This is a genomic window from Nocardioides sp. ChNu-99 (assembly GCF_029493445.1).
Taxonomy (GTDB): Bacteria; Actinomycetota; Actinomycetes; order Propionibacteriales; family Nocardioidaceae; genus Nocardioides.
On record NZ_JAHWBL010000071.1, the window covers coordinates 1 to 15,824 of the forward strand.

At 74.9% G+C, this 15,824-nt stretch carries 15 protein-coding genes and 1 pseudogene; 7 read left to right on the forward strand and 9 right to left on the reverse strand.

The window, feature by feature from the left end; all coding sequences use genetic code 11:
* Together KK617_RS16705 and KK617_RS16710 are read left to right on the forward strand one after the other, a co-directional pair.
* Positions 1-396 (forward strand): hypothetical protein (locus KK617_RS16705; protein ID WP_277501289.1); only part of this gene is annotated, 396 nt, incomplete at its 5' end.
* A gap of 45 nt (positions 397-441) precedes the next feature.
* Entirely contained in the window at positions 442-1,542 is a 1,101-nt protein-coding gene (locus KK617_RS16710; RefSeq protein ID WP_277501290.1) for an FUSC family protein, read from the forward strand.
* Positions 1,543-1,570: 28 nt separating this feature from the next.
* Here the strand turns inward: KK617_RS16710 and KK617_RS16715 are convergent, their stop codons facing one another.
* Positions 1,571-2,779 (reverse strand): glutamate--cysteine ligase, encoded by a 1,209-nt coding sequence (locus tag KK617_RS16715; RefSeq protein ID WP_277501291.1) that lies wholly within the window; start codon positions 2,777-2,779, stop codon positions 1,571-1,573.
* 8 nt (positions 2,780-2,787) lie between these two features.
* Here KK617_RS16715 and KK617_RS16720 point away from each other — a divergent pair, with 8 nt between their 5' ends.
* A complete protein-coding gene (locus KK617_RS16720) occupies positions 2,788-4,119 on the forward strand; it encodes a threonine/serine exporter family protein (RefSeq protein ID WP_277501292.1) in 1,332 nt (443 codons plus the stop codon).
* A 36-nt stretch (positions 4,120-4,155) separates the two neighbouring features.
* On the opposite strand, the gene KK617_RS16725 is transcribed toward KK617_RS16720, so the two are convergent.
* Together KK617_RS16725 and KK617_RS16730 are read right to left on the reverse strand one after the other, a co-directional pair.
* On the reverse strand, positions 4,156-4,695 hold the full coding sequence (locus tag KK617_RS16725; protein WP_277501293.1) for a hypothetical protein: 540 nt from the start codon (positions 4,693-4,695) through the stop codon (positions 4,156-4,158).
* A complete protein-coding gene (locus KK617_RS16730; RefSeq protein ID WP_277501294.1) occupies positions 4,692-5,258 on the reverse strand; it encodes a DUF402 domain-containing protein in 567 nt (188 codons plus the stop codon). The genes KK617_RS16725 and KK617_RS16730 overlap by 4 nt, the downstream gene beginning before the upstream one ends.
* Positions 5,259-5,315: 57 nt before the next feature.
* On the opposite strand from KK617_RS16730, the gene KK617_RS16735 reads away from it, so the two are divergent.
* A complete protein-coding gene (locus KK617_RS16735) occupies positions 5,316-6,629 on the forward strand; it encodes an O-antigen ligase family protein (protein ID WP_277501295.1) in 1,314 nt (437 codons plus the stop codon).
* A 436-nt stretch (positions 6,630-7,065) separates the two neighbouring features.
* On the opposite strand, the gene KK617_RS16740 is transcribed toward KK617_RS16735, so the two are convergent.
* From KK617_RS16740 to KK617_RS16750, 3 genes are all read right to left on the reverse strand, one after another.
* Positions 7,066-8,613 (reverse strand): HNH endonuclease signature motif containing protein, encoded by a 1,548-nt coding sequence (locus KK617_RS16740; RefSeq protein ID WP_277501297.1) that lies wholly within the window; start codon positions 8,611-8,613, stop codon positions 7,066-7,068.
* 565 nt (positions 8,614-9,178) lie between these two features.
* Positions 9,179-10,003, reverse strand: a complete 825-nt coding sequence (locus tag KK617_RS16745; RefSeq protein ID WP_277501299.1) for an SDR family NAD(P)-dependent oxidoreductase — start codon at positions 10,001-10,003, stop codon at positions 9,179-9,181.
* Positions 10,000-11,583 carry an NAD(P)/FAD-dependent oxidoreductase gene (locus tag KK617_RS16750; protein ID WP_277501300.1) on the reverse strand — a complete coding sequence of 528 codons (1,584 nt, stop codon included), beginning with the start codon at positions 11,581-11,583 and terminating at the stop codon, positions 10,000-10,002. The genes KK617_RS16745 and KK617_RS16750 overlap by 4 nt, the downstream gene beginning before the upstream one ends.
* Positions 11,584-11,654: 71 nt before the next feature.
* Between KK617_RS16750 and KK617_RS16755 the strand changes: the two genes are divergently transcribed.
* The 3 genes from KK617_RS16755 to KK617_RS16765 are packed head-to-tail and all read left to right on the forward strand — an operon-like array spanning position 11,655 to position 13,972.
* Entirely contained in the window at positions 11,655-12,314 is a 660-nt protein-coding gene (locus KK617_RS16755) for a TetR/AcrR family transcriptional regulator (protein WP_277501301.1), read from the forward strand.
* Positions 12,315-12,318: 4 nt separating this feature from the next.
* The gene (locus KK617_RS16760; protein ID WP_277501302.1) at positions 12,319-13,215 is read left to right on the forward strand and encodes an alpha/beta hydrolase; all 897 of its coding nucleotides are present in this window, start codon (positions 12,319-12,321) and stop codon (positions 13,213-13,215) included.
* A 52-nt stretch (positions 13,216-13,267) separates the two neighbouring features.
* On the forward strand, positions 13,268-13,972 hold the full coding sequence (locus tag KK617_RS16765; RefSeq protein WP_277501303.1) for an NUDIX domain-containing protein: 705 nt from the start codon (positions 13,268-13,270) through the stop codon (positions 13,970-13,972).
* A 7-nt stretch (positions 13,973-13,979) separates the two neighbouring features.
* Here the strand turns inward: KK617_RS16765 and KK617_RS16770 are convergent, their stop codons facing one another.
* The 3 genes and pseudogenes from KK617_RS16770 to KK617_RS16780 form a co-directional block, all read right to left on the reverse strand.
* On the reverse strand, positions 13,980-14,492 hold the full coding sequence (locus KK617_RS16770; RefSeq protein ID WP_277501304.1) for a tetratricopeptide repeat protein: 513 nt from the start codon (positions 14,490-14,492) through the stop codon (positions 13,980-13,982).
* A gap of 56 nt (positions 14,493-14,548) precedes the next feature.
* On the reverse strand, positions 14,549-15,340 hold the full coding sequence (locus KK617_RS16775) for a dolichyl-phosphate beta-glucosyltransferase (protein WP_277501305.1): 792 nt from the start codon (positions 15,338-15,340) through the stop codon (positions 14,549-14,551).
* A pseudogene (locus KK617_RS16780) lies at positions 15,337-15,824 on the reverse strand (glycosyl transferase); the annotation flags it as partial. The gene KK617_RS16775 and the pseudogene KK617_RS16780, both read right to left, overlap by 4 nt.

Sequence of the window (15,824 nt, forward strand, 5' to 3'; positions counted from 1 at the left end):
CGGGCCCTGGTCGCCGCCGGCGTCGCGCTGGCGGGGGCAGGCGTCGGCGTCGGCGTGCTCGCGGCCACGCTGACCGCGGCCACGGCCACGACGGCGGAGCCCGCCGCCCGGGCCGCCTGGGTGCCGCCGGGCGACACGGTAGTGGCGGTCGAGGGCGACGCGGAGAACGGCTTCACCGTCCACCACCTCGACGGGTCGTCGCTGCACCCGCCCACCCTGTCGGAGTCGACCGCCGAGTGCGGGGAGTACGACACCGAGGTGCAGGCAGCCGTGTGCCAGGCCGAGGTGGAGACCTGGTACCGCGACCTCGCCGACCTGCAGGTCGCGATCCGCTGGGCCCGGTACGACGCCGCCCGCCGCCCCCGGGGCGAGGTGCTGCACGACAGCGTGCGCTGAGCGCGGGCGGGCGGGGACGGCCCCCACCTCTGGCATGATCGCGGGGTGGAGGCCGTGCCCGTCGACCGGATCTGGGAGAAGGGACGGCTCTCCGTCCGCGCCCGCGTCGCCCGGTGGCGCTCGAAGTCGTTCGTCGTCGCCCAGTGCGCCGTCGCGGCGGGCGTCGCCTGGTTCATCGCCGCCGACGTGCTCGGCCACCCGACGCCCTTCTTCGCCCCCATCGCGGCGGTGCTGGGGCTCGGCACCTCCTACGGCCAGCGCCTGCGGCGGGTGGCGGAGGTGGCGGTCGGGGTCGCGGTGGGCGTGCTCATCGCCGACCTCCTCGTGCTCGAGATCGGCACCGGGGCCTGGCAGCTCGTGCTCATCGTCGTGCTGTCGATGTCGGCGGCCCTGCTCCTCGACGGCGGCCAGCTGCTCGTCACCCAGGCGGCGGTGCAGTCCATCGTCGTGGCGACGCTCGCACCCAGCCCCGGCGGCGCGTTCGTGCGGTGGACCGACGCGCTCGTCGGTGGCTCCGTGGCGCTCGTGGCGGCCACGCTGGTGCCGTCCGCGCCGCTGCGGCGACCGCGCGAGCAGGCGGCGGTGGTCGTGCGCAAGGTCGCGGCGCTGCTGCGCGCCTCGGCCGAGGTGATGGGCGACGGCGACACCGAGCGGGCCTTCGACGTCCTGGCCGACGCCCGGGCGAGCGACTACCTGGTGCGCGAGCTGCAGGCGGCGGCCGACGAGGGCATGTCGGTGGTGGCGTCGTCGCCGTTCCGCACGCGGCACCGGCACTCGGTGCGCCGCATGTCCGAGCTCGTCGAGCCGCTCGACAAGGCGCTGCGCAGCACCCGCGTGCTGACCCGTCGTACCGCGATCGCGGCGTACCGGCGCCGGCCCGTGCCCCCGTCGTACGCCGCGCTCTGCCACGACATCGCGGAGGCCGCGGAGGCGGTGGCCGACGAGCTGGCGCGCAACCGGATGGCGGAGTCGGCGCGGCCGCTGCTCCTCGCCGCGGCTGCGGGCTCCGGCCGGCTGGAGCGCACGAGCGAGCTGAGCGTCGAGGTGCTGCTGGCCCAGATGCGCTCGGTGATCGCCGACCTGCTCGAGGTCACCGGCATGGAGGCCCTCGAGGCGACCGACGCGCTGCCGCCCGTGCGGGGCTGAGCCCCGGCTCGCACGGCCCGCCGCGGCCTCAGCCCGGGAGGCCGTCGCGCAGCTCGCGCACCACGGAGTCGACGACGGCGACGAGGTCGCCCCCGGTGGCGGCGGCGACCTGCCGCTGGCGCTGGTACGACGCGCCCCGCCGCGGGATGTCGGCGACCGAGCGCAGCTCGTCGACGCAGTCGAGGCGCCGCGCGACCGGCTCGAGGCGCTCGAGCAGGTCGTCGAGGTCCTCGGTCACGAGCCGCTCGCGGGAGGCGGCGTCGAGGATGATGATCGAGTCGAGGCCGTAGCGCGCGGTGCGCCACTTGTTCTCCTGCACGTGCCAGGGCGGGAGCACGTCGAGGGTCTCGCCGGCGGCGAGGCGGGTGTCGACGTCGACGACGAGGCAGTGCACGAGCGCGGTGAGGGCGGCGAGCTCGGTGAAGTTGGAGACGCCGTCGCAGATGCGGTTCTCGATGGTGCCGAGGTGGCAGGCGGGGCGCAGGTCCCAGCGGATCTCGGAGAGGTCGTCGATGACGCCCGTCGTGAGCTGGTCCTGGGCGAACGCCTCGAACTCCTCCCAGCGCTGGAACTGGAAGGGCAGGCCGGCGGTGGGCAGCTGCTGGAACATCAGGGCGCGGTTCGACGCGTAGCCCGTGTCCGTGCCGGCCCACACCGGCGAGGACGCGGACAGCGCCTGCAGGTGCGGGTAGTAGGTGAGCAGCGCGGAGAGCACGGGCATGACGCGCGACTGCTCGGGCAGCCCGACGTGCACGTGGACGCCCCAGATGAGCATCTGCCGGCCCCACCACTGGGTGCGGTCGATGAGCTCCTGGTAGCGGTGGCCCGGCGAGAGCAGCTGCGTCGACCACGACGCGAACGGGTGCGTCCCGGCGCCGAAGAGGTCGGTGTCGTGCTCGGCCGCGGCGGCCGCCACCACGTCGTACGTCGACCGCAGGTCGGCCATCGCCCCCGCCACGTCGGTGGCCACCCCGGAGACCAGCTCGACGGTGTTGCGCAGCAGCTCGGCGTGCAGCACCTTCGGGTCGTCGAGGCGTCCGCGGGCCGTCTCGAGCACGTCGTGCGCGCGGTTCACGAGGTCCCGGCTGTCCCGGTCCACCAGGGCGAGCTCCCACTCGACCCCGAGGGTCGGACGCGGGGACGCGTGGAAGTCGATGCGCACGTGCAGAGCCAACCACAGGGGTGCGCAGATCACGTCGCGGCCGAGGCGGGGGACCGGCGCCGCGCGTGCGAGCATCTCCGACCGTGGCTGCCGAGACCCGCGACACCCGCACGCTCAACCTGACCCTCGACCTCTGCCTCCGGGTGGGGGAGCTGCTGCTCTCCTCCGGCGCCGGGGCCGCCGACGTGACGGCGACGATGCAGTCGCTCGCCCGCCACCTCGGGATCCGGCACCCGGAGATCGACGTGACCTTCACGTCGCTGGCGATGTCGTACCAGCACGACCCGGAGGAGCCTCCGGTCATGCAGATCCGCCAGGTGAAGCAGCGCGACATCGACTACGACGACCTGACCAAGGTGGACCGCCTCGTCCGGGCGGTGCTCACCGACGAGGTGGACCTGGCGGGCGCCCGCGCGCGCCTGGCGGGCATCGTGTCGTCGGGGCACGGGTCACCGCGCTGGCTCGTCACCGCGGCGTGGGGCCTCATGTGCGGCGGCGTCACCCTGCAGCTGGGCGGCACCCTGCTGGTCGTCGGGCTGGCGCTGGTCGCGGCCGCGTTCATCGACCGGGTGCAGCTCGCGATGTCGCGCCGGCGGCTGCCGGGCTTCTACCAGCAGGTGGCGGGTGGCCTGGTCGCCGCGCTCCTCGCGACCGCGGTCGCCGCCGCCGTGCCCGACACCGATGTCTCGCTGATGGTGACGGCCAACATCATCATGCTGCTGGCTGGCATCGGGTTCATGGGCGCGATCCAGGACGCGCTGACCGGTTTCTACGTGACCGCCGGCGCGCGGGTGCTGGAGGCGCTGCTCGCGACGGCCGGCATCATCGCGGGCGTCAGCGGCGGCCTCACCCTCGCGGGGCTGCTCGGCGTCGAGATCGCCCGCGTCGACCCGGGGCGCGCGGGCTGGGAGGGCGTCGGCACGCTGGCGCTCGGCTCCGCGGTCTGCGCAGCCGCGTTCGCCGCGGCCAGCTACGCCCCCCGGCGCTCGCTGGTGCCCGTCGCGGCCGTCGCGTCGCTCGCGATCCTGCTCTACAGCGCCGTGCTGGCGGGCTCCGACAGCCGCGTCTGGGCCGCCGCGATCGCCGCGTTCGCGATCGGCACCGTGGCGTACGGCGTCTCCGGCCGCGTCCGCGTGCCCCCGCTCGTCATCGTGGTGCCCGCCATCGTGCCGATGCTGCCGGGCCTGACGATCTACCGCGGCCTGTCGCTGCTGGCCGAGGGCGGGACGTCGACGTCGGTGGGCCTGCTCGCGCTCATGCAGGCGGCGTCGGTCGCGGTGGCCCTGGCCTCCGGCGTGATCCTCGGCGAGTACCTCGCCCAGCCCCTGAAGCGCGAGGTCGGCCGGCTCGAGAGCCGGCTCGCGGGCCCCCGCCTCGTCGGCCCGCTGCGGGTGCGCGCGATCCGTCGCCGCTGAGGGGCGCCGCAGCTGGGGGGCCGTCGCGGCCGGGTCTCAGGCCCCCGGTCGGGGGAGGTCGGTTCGGGGTGACGCCCAGCGCGGGTCGGTGCGCACGAGCCCGGTCACGGCGAGCACGAGCAGCAGCACCCCGGCCGCCGTCAGGTACGGCGCGGCGAGCGCCCAGCGCAGCAGCACCGGGTGGAACCCGGTCAGGGCCATCGGGTCGTCGCCGTCGGCCACCATCCTGGCCTCGACCGTGCCGCCCGCGGCGGGGAGGTCCCCGCCGTACCGCTCGCTGACCGTCCCCTCGACGGACTCCCGGTCGCCGCCGGCCGGGGTCCACGTGGCCGCGCAGGTCCGGGGGCTGCCGGGCGGCGGGCCGGTGGTGCAGCGGGCGTCCTCGGCCACCGTGGCCGCGACGACGCGGGCGTCCGTCCAGCCCTGCGCCGCGGAGTGCACCAGCCACCACACGGGCGCGCCGACGAGCACCAGCACGGCGCCCAGCACCGCCACCGCCTCGAGCGCGCGCACGAGACCGGGTCGCTGCGGCGGGCGCAGGTGGACCGGTACGCCGCTCGCCGGGCCGCCACTCATCGGGCGCCGTCCTGCGCGTCCAGCACCCGACGCAGCGCCGCGAACCACGGCGCGGCGCTGCCCGCGTCGTACGGCGGGTCCCCGGCCGTGACCGCGGCCAGCACCTCGTCACGGGAGCGCTCCGCCGCCGCGGCGACGTCCGCGGGGTAGCCGAGGGCGACCCGGTGCTCGGCGAACTCGTCCTCGTCGTCGACGTAGACCGTGCCGTCGTCGCGGCGCACCACGTCGAGGTCGAGGTCGACGGAGCGCAGGACGGGCACGGGGCCGGTGAGGTCCCACGTCGGCGGGGTCGCCATGTCGACGTAGAGGGCGCACCAGATGCCCGGTGCGTGGAGCGCGACGACGCGGTGGTGCTGGGGGGAGAAGACGACGACCTTGTCGACCGCGGCGTCGAACTCGAGGCCGGGGCGCGCGTGCCGGGTGCCGGCCGGGGCGCCCAGCCACTCGCCGTACCGGTCGTGCCCGAGGTGCAACGCGTCGTACTCCCAGTGCGGCGCCCCGCCCCACTTCGTCATCGCGACGCGGACGCGGGTGCCGGGGGCGAGGTCGTGCACGGGGGACATGGTGGCCGCAAGGTACCCCGCGACGTCGCGTCCCGCCGGGCCGACACAATGGCTCCCGTGGTGCTCGGGGAGGTGGTGCTCGGTCGGCGCGCGTTCGCAGGGGCGCGCGACGCGTGGTCGTCGCTGCGGCATGAGCCGTGGCTGGCCGTGGCGGTGGTCGCCTCCTGCCTGGCGTTGTTCGACGCGGTGGTGCGGCTGAGCACGCGCAACCTGGTGACGGTCGTGCCGGCCTTCCTGGCCCTCGGGCTCGTCGCCCTGCACCGGGCGGGGGTGCGGCCGTCGGCGCTGCGGACGCCGCTCGACCTGGCGGTCGGGGCGGGGCTCGCGGCCGGCGGGGTCGCCTTCGTCGTCAACGGCCTGCACGGCGGGCGCCGGCTCGTGGAGTGCGCGGTGCTGGTGGCGGCGTTCTACCTCTTCGTCGGGGTGCAGCGGGCGTGGGCGCACGGGCGGACCGCGCTCGCGCTCACCGGCGCGCTGGCGGTGGGGATCGCCGCAGCGACCGCCGTCGCCCAGTGGGTGACGGGCGCCGACACCGGCTACTGCCGCGCCGAGATCGTCGGAGGAGCGGACAGCTGCCAGCGGGGCGACGCCGCCGTGCGGGCCGTCGGGACCCTGTCGAACCCCAACCTGCTCGCGCCCGTCCTCGTGCTGCTGGTGCCGGTCGGCTGCGTGGCGCTGCGGGCCGTCCTCGGGCGGCGGCGCGGCCGGGTCGCCGCCGCCTCGCTCGGCGTGCTCGGCGCGGCCGCGGTGGCGACGACGCTGTCGCGCGGCGGGCTCGTCAGCCTCGGGGCGCTGGGCGTGGCCGCCCTCGCGCTGCGCTACCCGTCGCGGCGCACCCTCGTCGGCGCCGGCCTCGCCGTGGGCGCCGGCGTCGTCGTGGCGTTCGGGGCCCTGCTCGCCCGCTTCTCGATCGGCCCGCGCGCCGACGTCTACCGCGAGTCGCTCGGCCTCGTGCGCGAGCACGTGTGGGGCGTGGGGCTCGGGCGCTCCGGGCCGTTCATCGATGCCCGCGTGCCCGGCGACCAGCGCTTCTACCACTCCCACAACCTGTGGCTGACGTGGCTCGTCGAGGCCGGTACGGCGGGCCTCGCCGCCACCCTCTGGCTCACCCTCGCCGTGGTCCTCGTCGTCGTGCGGGGCGCCCGGCGCGGCGACGCGCTCGTCGTCGCCGCCGGCTGCGGGCTCGCCGGGTTCGCGGTCATCAGCCTCTTCGACAACCCGGCCTTCCGGCAGTCCGTCGCCGTCCCGCTCTGGGCCGTCGTCGCCATCGCCGTCGCCCGCGAGGCGGTCCCGCGCCGCGGCGAGGACGAACCCGGGGCGGCCGGGCAGTTCGAGTCGAGGGCGAGGGATGCGGGGAGGGGTCGCGGCTAGCCGCGCTGCTGGTGGTCGAGGTGGCCGCCCCGGCGGCCCTCGAGACACGCCGGGACACGCTGGGCGCGGTGTCAGCGGTAGTCGAGCACTATCGGTGACACCGCGCCGCGGAGCTGGGGACTCGCGCGGGTACGACGGCGTACGACGGCGGTCCAGGCGGCTGCGCCGTGCGCTGGGGGTCGAGGTGGCCGCGGGCGTTCCGGTGGTCGGGGTGGCCGCGCGCATTCGGTGGTTGAGGTGGGTGCGCTAGCACCCCTCGAAACCACGCCGTGACATGCCGGTGGTTGAGGTGGCCGCGGGCGTCCCGGTGGTTGAGGTGGCCGCGCGCACTCCGGTGGTTGAGGTGGGTGCGCTAGCACCCCTCGAAACCACGCCTGGACATGCCGGTGGCCCCGCCACGTGGTGCTGGGGTGGCGGGTCGGCAGGGCTGGCGGTGCTAGTCGAGCGGTGTGGTGCCGGTCGAGTCGACGGCGTAGCGGAGCCCGTGGGGGCTGGTCCAGATGTAGGTGCCGAGCGCGTCGCGGTGGTAGCGCCATCGCTGGTCGGGCGGATGCTCGGCGAGTGGGTCGATGCCGGGTGGGTCGTCGCTCGGTGGGCTGGCCCCCGTGGGTGACGGGTGGGTCTTGGCTCGGTGCTCGCCTCGGCACAGTGGCGCGAGGTTGCTGGTGGAGGTCTGGGCGGCGCCGGGTGCTGCTTCCCACCGGTAGGGCCGGGTGTGGTCGAGGTCGAGTCCCCTGGCTGGTCGCCCGCAGTAGGGGAAGGCGCAGGTGGGCCGGTCGAGGCGGACGCGGTCGGCGATGCGGTCGGGGATCTCGTAGGCGTCGACCGCGACGTGCTCGCTGAGGTCGATGACCGGCTTCACGACGACCTGCGTGCCGGGCGTGCGGCACCAGTCGCGGACCTGGTCGGCGGTGATGAGGGCGCGGGTGTTGTCGAGGCGGGCGAGGTCGATCCCGGTGCCACCGGTCGCGGTGTCGATGGTGGGCCCGTCACCGTTGCGGTGCGAGGCGATCGCGGCGTCGTTGAGGTGGACGTAGAGCACGACCTGCCGTGCGGGTGTCCGAGTAGCGGCAACGGGCGCCCCGCCATGGTCGGCGGCCGCAGTGGACTCGTCGGTCGCGCCAGCGGCGGTGGTCGCGCCGTAAAGGTCGAGTGCGGTCTGGCGGCGGGCGAGCTCGCCGAGGGCCATGGAGCGGCGGACGTCGAGGTCGGCGTCGCAGCCCGCGGCGGCGAGGTCGGCAGCCACTCGTTGGACGGCACCCTGCAGGTCGAGGGCGTCAGCGAGATCGAGGGTGCCGTGGACGGGCACGACCCCGGTCCAGGGTGAGGCGGCGTCGACGGGGGTGGTCTCGATGGTGAAGTAGCGGCCGGCGTCCGCATCCGCCCGGTCGAGCTCGGCGTTCTCGGGGTCGAACCGGGCGACGGCCTCGGCGACGAGGCGCTCGACGGTCGGCATGGTGGCGCGGTGCGCGACGGGCGCGAGGTTGCGGTCGACGAAGTCCGCGCCCTCGCGAGTGAGGGTGCGGGTGAGGGTGGCGATCTTCCTCGCGCGCCACACCGGCAGCGCCTGCTTCTGCGTCAGGGGGTCGGCCCCGGCGAGGACACGGTCCCAGAGGCGGGGGAGGCGGTGGCGCAGCTCGATGGCGTCACCGACGAGCGGTCGGCCGGAGGTGACGGAGCGGCCGAGGGCTGCGGAGATCTCGTAGAGGCAGAACTCCGAGACCAACGGCGCGCCGGGGCCACCGAGCTCGAGGAACCGGTCGCCACCCGGTACCGACCTGGGGTCTTCGGTCCAAATTCCGAGCGGGCCGATGGGGTCGCCCACGGTGCCGTCGGTGTGGGCGTCGGCCCAGTCGGCGACCGCTACGAATGCCGCGACTTCTGCCGCGCGCTGGGCCGAGGCTGCCTCCCGAGCGGTGGCGAGCAGCGCTGTCGTGTCGATGGCCGACGGGGCCTCGACGACTGCGGTGCTCGGGTGGCTCATACGGACAACGCTAGGGGCGACCACCGACAGTTTCGGCCCGGAGAGCGGGGGCTGGGGAAAGAAGATCGAGGAATCTGAGCGTCGCCAGAGCCCCTCGGTCGGCGACCGTTCTCGAGGTGGTTTCGAGGGCCGCTGGGGCGGCCACCTCAACCACCGAATGGGGGGGCGGCCACCTCGACCACCGAAGGGGGCGGCCACCTCGATCACCGGCCTGTCCGCCCGGCGACACGGATCGCGGCGATCTCCGCCGCGAGACCCTCCCTGGCGGTCGGCCCGGGCGGGTTCGCCGCGATCGGGGCTGGTGCGCACCTTCGCCCGTGGTTTCGAGGGCCGCCGGGGCGGCCACCTCAACCACCGAATGCGGGGCGGCCACCTCGACCACCGAAGGGCCGCCGGGGCGGCCACCTCGACTATCGGGAGGTGCGGTCGCGCCGACCCCCCGAACGCGGCGCCCCCCCGGCGTACCGGGCCTTGAGCAGACGAACGGGCGCCCCGGACCCCTCGGGGGGTTAGATCCGGGACGCCCGCTCTCGGCCGCGGGGGACGGCCGGCTGTGGGGGACGGGTCAGGGCATCATGCGCTTCGCGCCGGCGGCGAAGACGTCCTGGTAGCGCGCGCCGAGGAGCTTGCCGACGGTGTGGAGCGCGTGCGCGTCGGCGCCGATGAGCAGGCGCGGCTGGTTGCGCAGGATCGCGCGGACGATGACGCGGCCGGCCTCCTCGGACGTGGTGCGCGCCAGCTTCTTGTCGAAGAACTTGGTGAGCGTCTCGTGGTCGCCGTCGGCGGTGACGCGGCCGTTGCGCACGATGCCGGTCTTGATGCCGCCGGGGTGCACGGCGGTCACGCCGACCTTGTGCTTGGAGATGAGCATCTCCTCGCGCAGGGCCTCGGTGAAGCCGCGCACGGCGTACTTCGTCGCGTTGTAGAGCGTCTGGCTCGGCATGGAGATGAGCCCGAACAGCGACGAGATGTTGACGACGTGGCCGTCACCGGAGGCGATGAGGTGCGGCAGGAACTCCTTGGTGCCGTTGACGACACCCCAGAAGTTGATGCCGACGATCCACTCCATCTCCTCGTAGGTCATCTTCTCGAAGTCGCCCGACATGGAGACGCCGGCGTTGTTCATCACGACGTTGACGCGCCCGAACTGCTCGGCCACGGCTCCGGCGTACGACGCCACGGCGTCGCGGTCGGCGACGTCGAGGCGGTCGGAGCGCACGGCCCGCGCCCCGGCGGCCTTGACGAGGTCGACGGTCTCGGCGAGGCCGGCCTCGTTGACGTCGGAGATGGCGAGGTGGGCGCCACGGCCGGCCACGTTGACGGCGGTGGCGCGTCCGATGCCGGAACCGGCACCGGTGATCACCACGACCTTGTCGTCCAGGGTCTTCATGCGGGCACGACCTCTCGCTCGGTGGGGGTGCCGGGGGTGGGTCCCGACGGGGTGGTGGGCTCCGGGACGGGCCCGGTCACACGGTAGGCACGGGTGTCGAAGCGCGACAGGCCGAGCCGGAAGTTGAAGGTGGAGCGCGGCCACAGGGTGGTGTTGCGCCCGTGCTCGTCGAGGTACCAGCTCGCGCACCCGCCGGTGCTCCACACGGTGCGGCCCATGCGCCGGTGCAGGCTGTGGTTCCACGCGTCCTGGGCGTCGGGGCGGGGCTCGATCGCGGCGTACGAGTTGCGGGCCATGACGCGCAGGGCGTCGCGGATGTAGGCGACCTGCGACTCGATGATGAAGACCATCGACGAGTGGCCGAGGCCCGTGTTGGGCCCGACGACCTGGAACAGGTTGGGGAACCCGGCGATGGTGGTGCCGCGGTAGGCCTGCATGCCCGACTCCGCCCACGTGTCCGCCAGCGAGCGGCCCTCGCGGCCCACGATGTGGTGGGCGATGGGCTGGTCGGTGGTGTGGAAGCCGGTGGCCACGACGAGCACGTCGATCTCGCGCTCGGTGCCGTCGGCGGTGACGACGCCGGTCGGGGTGATCCGCGCGATGCGGTCGGTGACCAGCTCGGTGTTGTCGGCGGCCAGGGCCGGGTAGTACGCGTTCGAGATGAGCACGCGCTTGCAGCCGAACTTGAAGTCGGGCGTGACCTTGCGGCGCAGCTCGGGGTCGTCGATCGCCTTGCGGATGTTGGCCTTCGCCAGCAGCTCGGCCGGCTTGGCGATGTCGGGCGCCACGGTGAAGGCGGGCACGTAGGTCTCGCGGCCCCAGTAGATCGCCGTGCGGTAGAGCTTCTGCAGGCCCGGGACGGCGCGCAGCGCGAGCCGCTCGAACGCCGGGTAGGTGCGGTCGTGGCGCGGCATCACCCAGGGGGCGGTGCGCTGGTAGACGTCGAGGTGGCCCGCGACCTTCTGCAGCTCGGGCACGATCTGGATGGCCGAGGCCCCCGTGCCGATCACCGCGATGCGCTTGCCGGCGAGGTCGACGTCGTGGTTCCAGCGGGCCGAGTGGAAGATCTCGCCGCCGAAGGCGTCGATGCCCTCGATGTCCGGCAGCTTGGGCTCCGACAGGCCGCCGGCCCCGGAGACCAGCACGTCGGCGCTGAGCTCGCCCGCGGAGGTGCGGACCTTCCAGCGCGCGACCGAGGCGTCCCACTCGGCGTGGTCGACGCTCGTGCCGAACCGGAAGCGGTCGAGCACGCCGGAGCGCTCTGCGACACCGTCGAGGTAGGCCTTGATCTCCGGCTGTGCCGAGAACGAGCGCGACCAGTCGTTGGGCGCGAACGAGAAGCTGTAGAGCTGGCTGGGCACGTCGCAGGCCGCACCGGGGTAGGTGTTGTCGCGCCACGTGCCGCCGACCGAGTCGCCCTTGTCGACCACGAGGAAGTCGCGGCCGTCCTCGGCCAGGCCGATGGCCGTGGCGAGGCCGGCGAACCCGGCGCCGACGACGAGGACGTCGACGTGGGCGGGCAGGGGCCCGGTGTGCCCGGGGGAGCCGGCGTGGCTGCCGGTCGTCGTCGCGTTGGTCATGAGGGCAACCGTGACACGCTGTTGAACCCAAGTCAATAGCCAATTGGAACGACGTTCAGTAGGGTGCACCCATGACTGTGACGAGCGGTTCGGCCGGCGGGGGACGGGTGCGCCTGGCCCCGGCGGAGCGTCGCGAGCAGCTGCTCGACCTCGGGGTCGAGCTCCTCTCGACGCGCGACCTCGACGAGCTCTCCATCGACCTGCTGGCCGAGAAGGCCGGCATCTCGCGCGGGCTGCTCTACCACTACTTCGGCAACAAGCAGGAGTTCCACGAGGCCGTCGTGCGCCGCGCGGCGGACGGTCTCATCGCCGTCACCGCGCCCGTCGCCGAGGGTGACATGGGCACCCGCCTGCTCGTCTCGCTCGACCGCTACCTCGGCTTCGTCGAGGAGAACCACCGCGGCTACGTCTCGCTCAAGCGGGCGGCCAACGGCAGCAACTCCGTCATGCGCGAGATCTACGAGGAGGCGCGCGCGGCGCTGACCGACCGCATCTTCGACACCGCCGGGGCCGACGGCCTCGCCGAGTTCGGGGTCGTGGACTCGCCGTCGGTCCGCATGATGGTGCGCGGCTGGGCCGTGCTCGTCGAGGACGTCGTCATCCACTGGGTCGACGACCCGTCCGGCATCACCCGCGACGACCTGCTGGCCTCGCTCGCCGCGATGCTCGCCCACGTGGCGATCAGCGCGCCGCCGGTAACCGCCGCGCCCTCCCCGACCCCGGAGGCCTGAGCCCGTGTCCTGGCAGATGCGCGCCGTCGGTGCCCTCATGCGCGCCACCCGCAAGCGCCGCTTCACCGACCCCGACGGCGGCACGGCCCTGCTCGAGCGGCCCAAGGGCGACCCGACGCCGCCGGCCCGCCTCACTCGCCGCCTGCTCGCGACGAGCGAGACGGTCGACGGCTTCGAGGTGCACACCCTGCGCCGGTACGGCGCGCCCCGCGGCTCGCGGCCGGTGGTCGTCTACCTGCACGGCGGCGCCTACGTCAGCGAGATCGTGCGCCAGCACTGGGACGTCGTCGCCGGTCTCGTCGACGCGCTCGACGTCGAGGTGCAGGTGCCCATCTACGGCCTGGCGCCGCAGCACACCGCCGCCGAGGCCCGGTCCCTCGTCGCGACCGTGCTGGACCGGCTGCGGGAGCAGGGGCGTCCGGCGTACCTGGTCGGGGACTCGGCCGGCGGCGGCCTCGCGCTCGTCGCGGCCCAGCAGGAGGCGGCCCGGCACGGCGAGGACTCGCCGGTCGTCGGCCTCACGCTCCTCGCCCCCTGGCTCGACCTGTCGATGGTCAACCCCGGCATCGACGCCGTCGAGGCGGTCGACCCGTGGCTGGCCCGTGCCGCCCTGCGCGAGGTCGCCCGGGTGTGGGCGGACGGCACCGCGCTCGACGACGCGCTCGTCAGCCCCCTGTTCGGCGACGTCGCGGGCCTGCCGCCGGTCGACCTGCGGGTCGGCACGCGCGACGTCACCCAGCCCGACTGCCGCCTCCTGGCACGGCGGGTGCAGGACGCGGGCGGCGAGGTGAGCTACCACGAGGTCGCGGGCGCCATCCACGTCTTCCCGCTGCTGCCCGTGCCCGAGGGCCGGGCCGCGCTCCGCGACATCCACGCGCACCTCCGCTCGGTGCTGGGCTGACGCCCCACCGCCGGCGTTGCTTGTTGTCGACCTGACAACTACTGTCGCCGAGGTGTTCACCAGCGACTTCCCGATCTTCTACGTCACGGTCGACGTGGTGCTCTTCGCGGTGCGCGAGGGCCGGCTCGAGGTGCTGGTGGTACGCCGCGGCGAGGCGCCGCACGAAGGTCGCTGGGCGCTGCCCGGCGGGTTCGTCGGCGACGACGAGGAGCTGCTCGCCGCCGCCCGGCGCGAGCTGGTCGAGGAGACCGGCATCGCCGGCGAGGGCTTGGCCCTGGAGCAGCTCAAGACGTTCGGTGCCCCCGACCGCGACCGGCGTCCGCACCGCGTCGTCAGCGTCGCCTACCTCGCGGTGACCCCCAACGCCGAGCTGCCGACCGCCGGCAGCGACGCCCGCGAGGCGGAGTGGCGGCCCGTCGACGACGTGACGGGCCATCTCGCCTTCGACCACGACGAGATCCTCGCCGAGGCGCGCGCCCGGGTGGCGTCGAAGCTGGAGTACACCCGCCTCGCCGCCTCCTTCCTGCCCCCCACCTTCACCATCGCGCAGCTGCGCGGCGTCTACGAGGCGGTGTGGGGCCTCGCCATCGACCCGGGCAACTTCCAGCGCAAGCTGCGCGCCGCCACCGACTTCCTCGCCTCGACGGGGGAGTCGGTCAAGCCCGCCGGCGGCCGGGGGCGCCCGGCCGAGGTGTTCCGGGCGATCGGCGAGCCCTTCGAGGCGCTCGCCGTGCCGGTGCCGCGCAGCTCGATGTGAGGTCGGGTCAGGCCGGTTCGTCGCGGGGGAGGAGTGCGGCGTACTCGGCGAGGGCCCGGCCGTAGAGCGGCACGGCCGGCGCGTGGTCGGCGAGCACGAGGCGCAGCGCGTCGCTGCGGCGGCCGAGGTCGTGGAGCGCCAGGGCGAGGAACGCCCGGGCGGCCGGGCCGAGCCGCTCGTCGTCCGCGAGCGGCTCGAGGAGCGCGACCGCCTCGTCGGACCGGCCGACGTTGCGCAGGGTGCTGGCGAGCTGCACGGTGGCGTAGCCCTGCCGCTCCGGGTCGAGGCCGGTCGCGAGGGCGGCCCGGTAGTGGGGGACGGCCGCGTGCTCCTCGCCCAGCATGTCGTGCAGCGAGGCGCGCTCGAACGCGGCGGCCGCGTCGCCCTCCGGCCGTTCGGCCAGCAGTGGCTCGAGGGCGGCCCAGGCGGCCTCGGGGTGCGTGTCGTCCGCGCCCGCCCAGAACGTCGCGACGCGGTCGTCCCACGAGGCGTCGGCGTGGCGGGCGGGGTCGGTGGGCACCCGCCCACCCTAGGTGGGCGGGTGCCGGACCTCGGGCGGCGCACGTGGCGCCGCGCCTAGGAGGCCCTCGCCGTGCCGGTCGCCCGCAGGGCCATGTGAGGCCGCGCCTGCGCCCGCACCTGCGCCAGCGGCAGCGCGCCGCTCGCGAGGGTGCGCCGCAGGCGGCGCACCCCGTGCAGGTCGTCGATGGCCGTGCGCAGCACGTCGACCCGGCTGTCGGGGTCGTCCACCCAGTCGACCGGCACCTCGTGGATGCGGAGCCCGGCGCGCTCGGCGAGCACGAGCAGCTCGGTGTCGAAGAACCACGTGTCGTCCTCCACCAGCGGCAGCAGCGCGCGGGCCGCGTCGGCCCGCACCGCCTTGAACCCGCACTGGGCGTCGCGGAACCCGACACCGAGCGCCCCGCGCAGCAGCAGGTTGTAGGACCGCGAGACGACCTCGCGGCGGGGGCCGCGCCGTACTCGCGAGGTGGGGCTGAGCCGCGACCCGATCGCGAGGTCGGAGTGGCCCGAGACCAGTGGCGCGACGAGCGGCAGCAGCGCCCGGAGGTCGGTGGAGAGGTCGACGTCCATGTAGACGAGCACGTCGGCGTCGCTCGCCCCCCACGCGGCCTTGAGGGCGAGGCCGCGGCCCTTGCGGTCGAGCCGCAGCACGCGCACGCCCGGGTGGGTGGCGGCGAGCCCGGCCGCCACCTCCGCGGTGCGGTCGGTCGAGGCGTTGTCGGCGATGGTGAGCCGCCAGGTCCACGGCAGCGTCCGCAGGTGGGCCGTCACCTCCGCCACGGCCCGGGGCAGCGCCCGCTCCTCGCAGTGCACCGGGACGACCACCTCCAGCACCGGCGCGCTCACCGCACACCGCCCGAGAGGTCGTAGAGGGTCACGCCGTCGACGGTCGTCGCGGTGAAGGTCTCCTCCACCCACGCCGTGATCTCGCTGGCCGTGCCGTCGCCGCCGGCGCCACCGCCCAGCTGGCCACCCCCCGCGATGAACCAGTGCACCTCGCCGTCCGCGACGTAGGTCTGGAACTGCTCGAGCGTCGGGCTGGGGTCGGAGCCGTTGAACCCGCCGATCGCCATGACCGGCTCCTCGCTGGCCAGCTGGTAGCCCGCCGCCGAGTTGGACCCGACCGTCGCCGCCGCCCAGGTGAACGCGTCGGCGTCCTCGGCCAGCAGGGCCGTGATCGCGTCGGTCGACTCGCTGCCGGTGAGCAGCCCGCCGACACCCCCGCCGGTGCCGGTGCCCGCGCCGGCGCCGGCGCCGGGGACGGTGCCCGCGCCCGGCAGGCCGCCCGTCCCGGCGGGTCCCCCGCCGAAGCCCCCGCCGAAGCCCCCGC

Coding starts and splice junctions, on each gene's coding strand:
- KK617_RS16750 (WP_277501300.1), bottom strand. CDS start 11,583: ATGACCAACGCGACGACGACCGGCAGCCACGCCGGCTCCCCCGGGCAC.
- KK617_RS16740 (WP_277501297.1), bottom strand. CDS start 8,613: ATGAGCCACCCGAGCACCGCAGTCGTCGAGGCCCCGTCGGCCATCGAC.
- KK617_RS16745 (WP_277501299.1), bottom strand. CDS start 10,003: ATGAAGACCCTGGACGACAAGGTCGTGGTGATCACCGGTGCCGGTTCC.
- KK617_RS16730 (WP_277501294.1), bottom strand. CDS start 5,258: ATGTCCCCCGTGCACGACCTCGCCCCCGGCACCCGCGTCCGCGTCGCG.
- KK617_RS16715 (WP_277501291.1), bottom strand. CDS start 2,779: ATGCTCGCACGCGCGGCGCCGGTCCCCCGCCTCGGCCGCGACGTGATC.
- KK617_RS16725 (WP_277501293.1), bottom strand. CDS start 4,695: ATGAGTGGCGGCCCGGCGAGCGGCGTACCGGTCCACCTGCGCCCGCCG.
- KK617_RS16755 (WP_277501301.1), top strand. CDS start 11,655: ATGACTGTGACGAGCGGTTCGGCCGGCGGGGGACGGGTGCGCCTGGCC.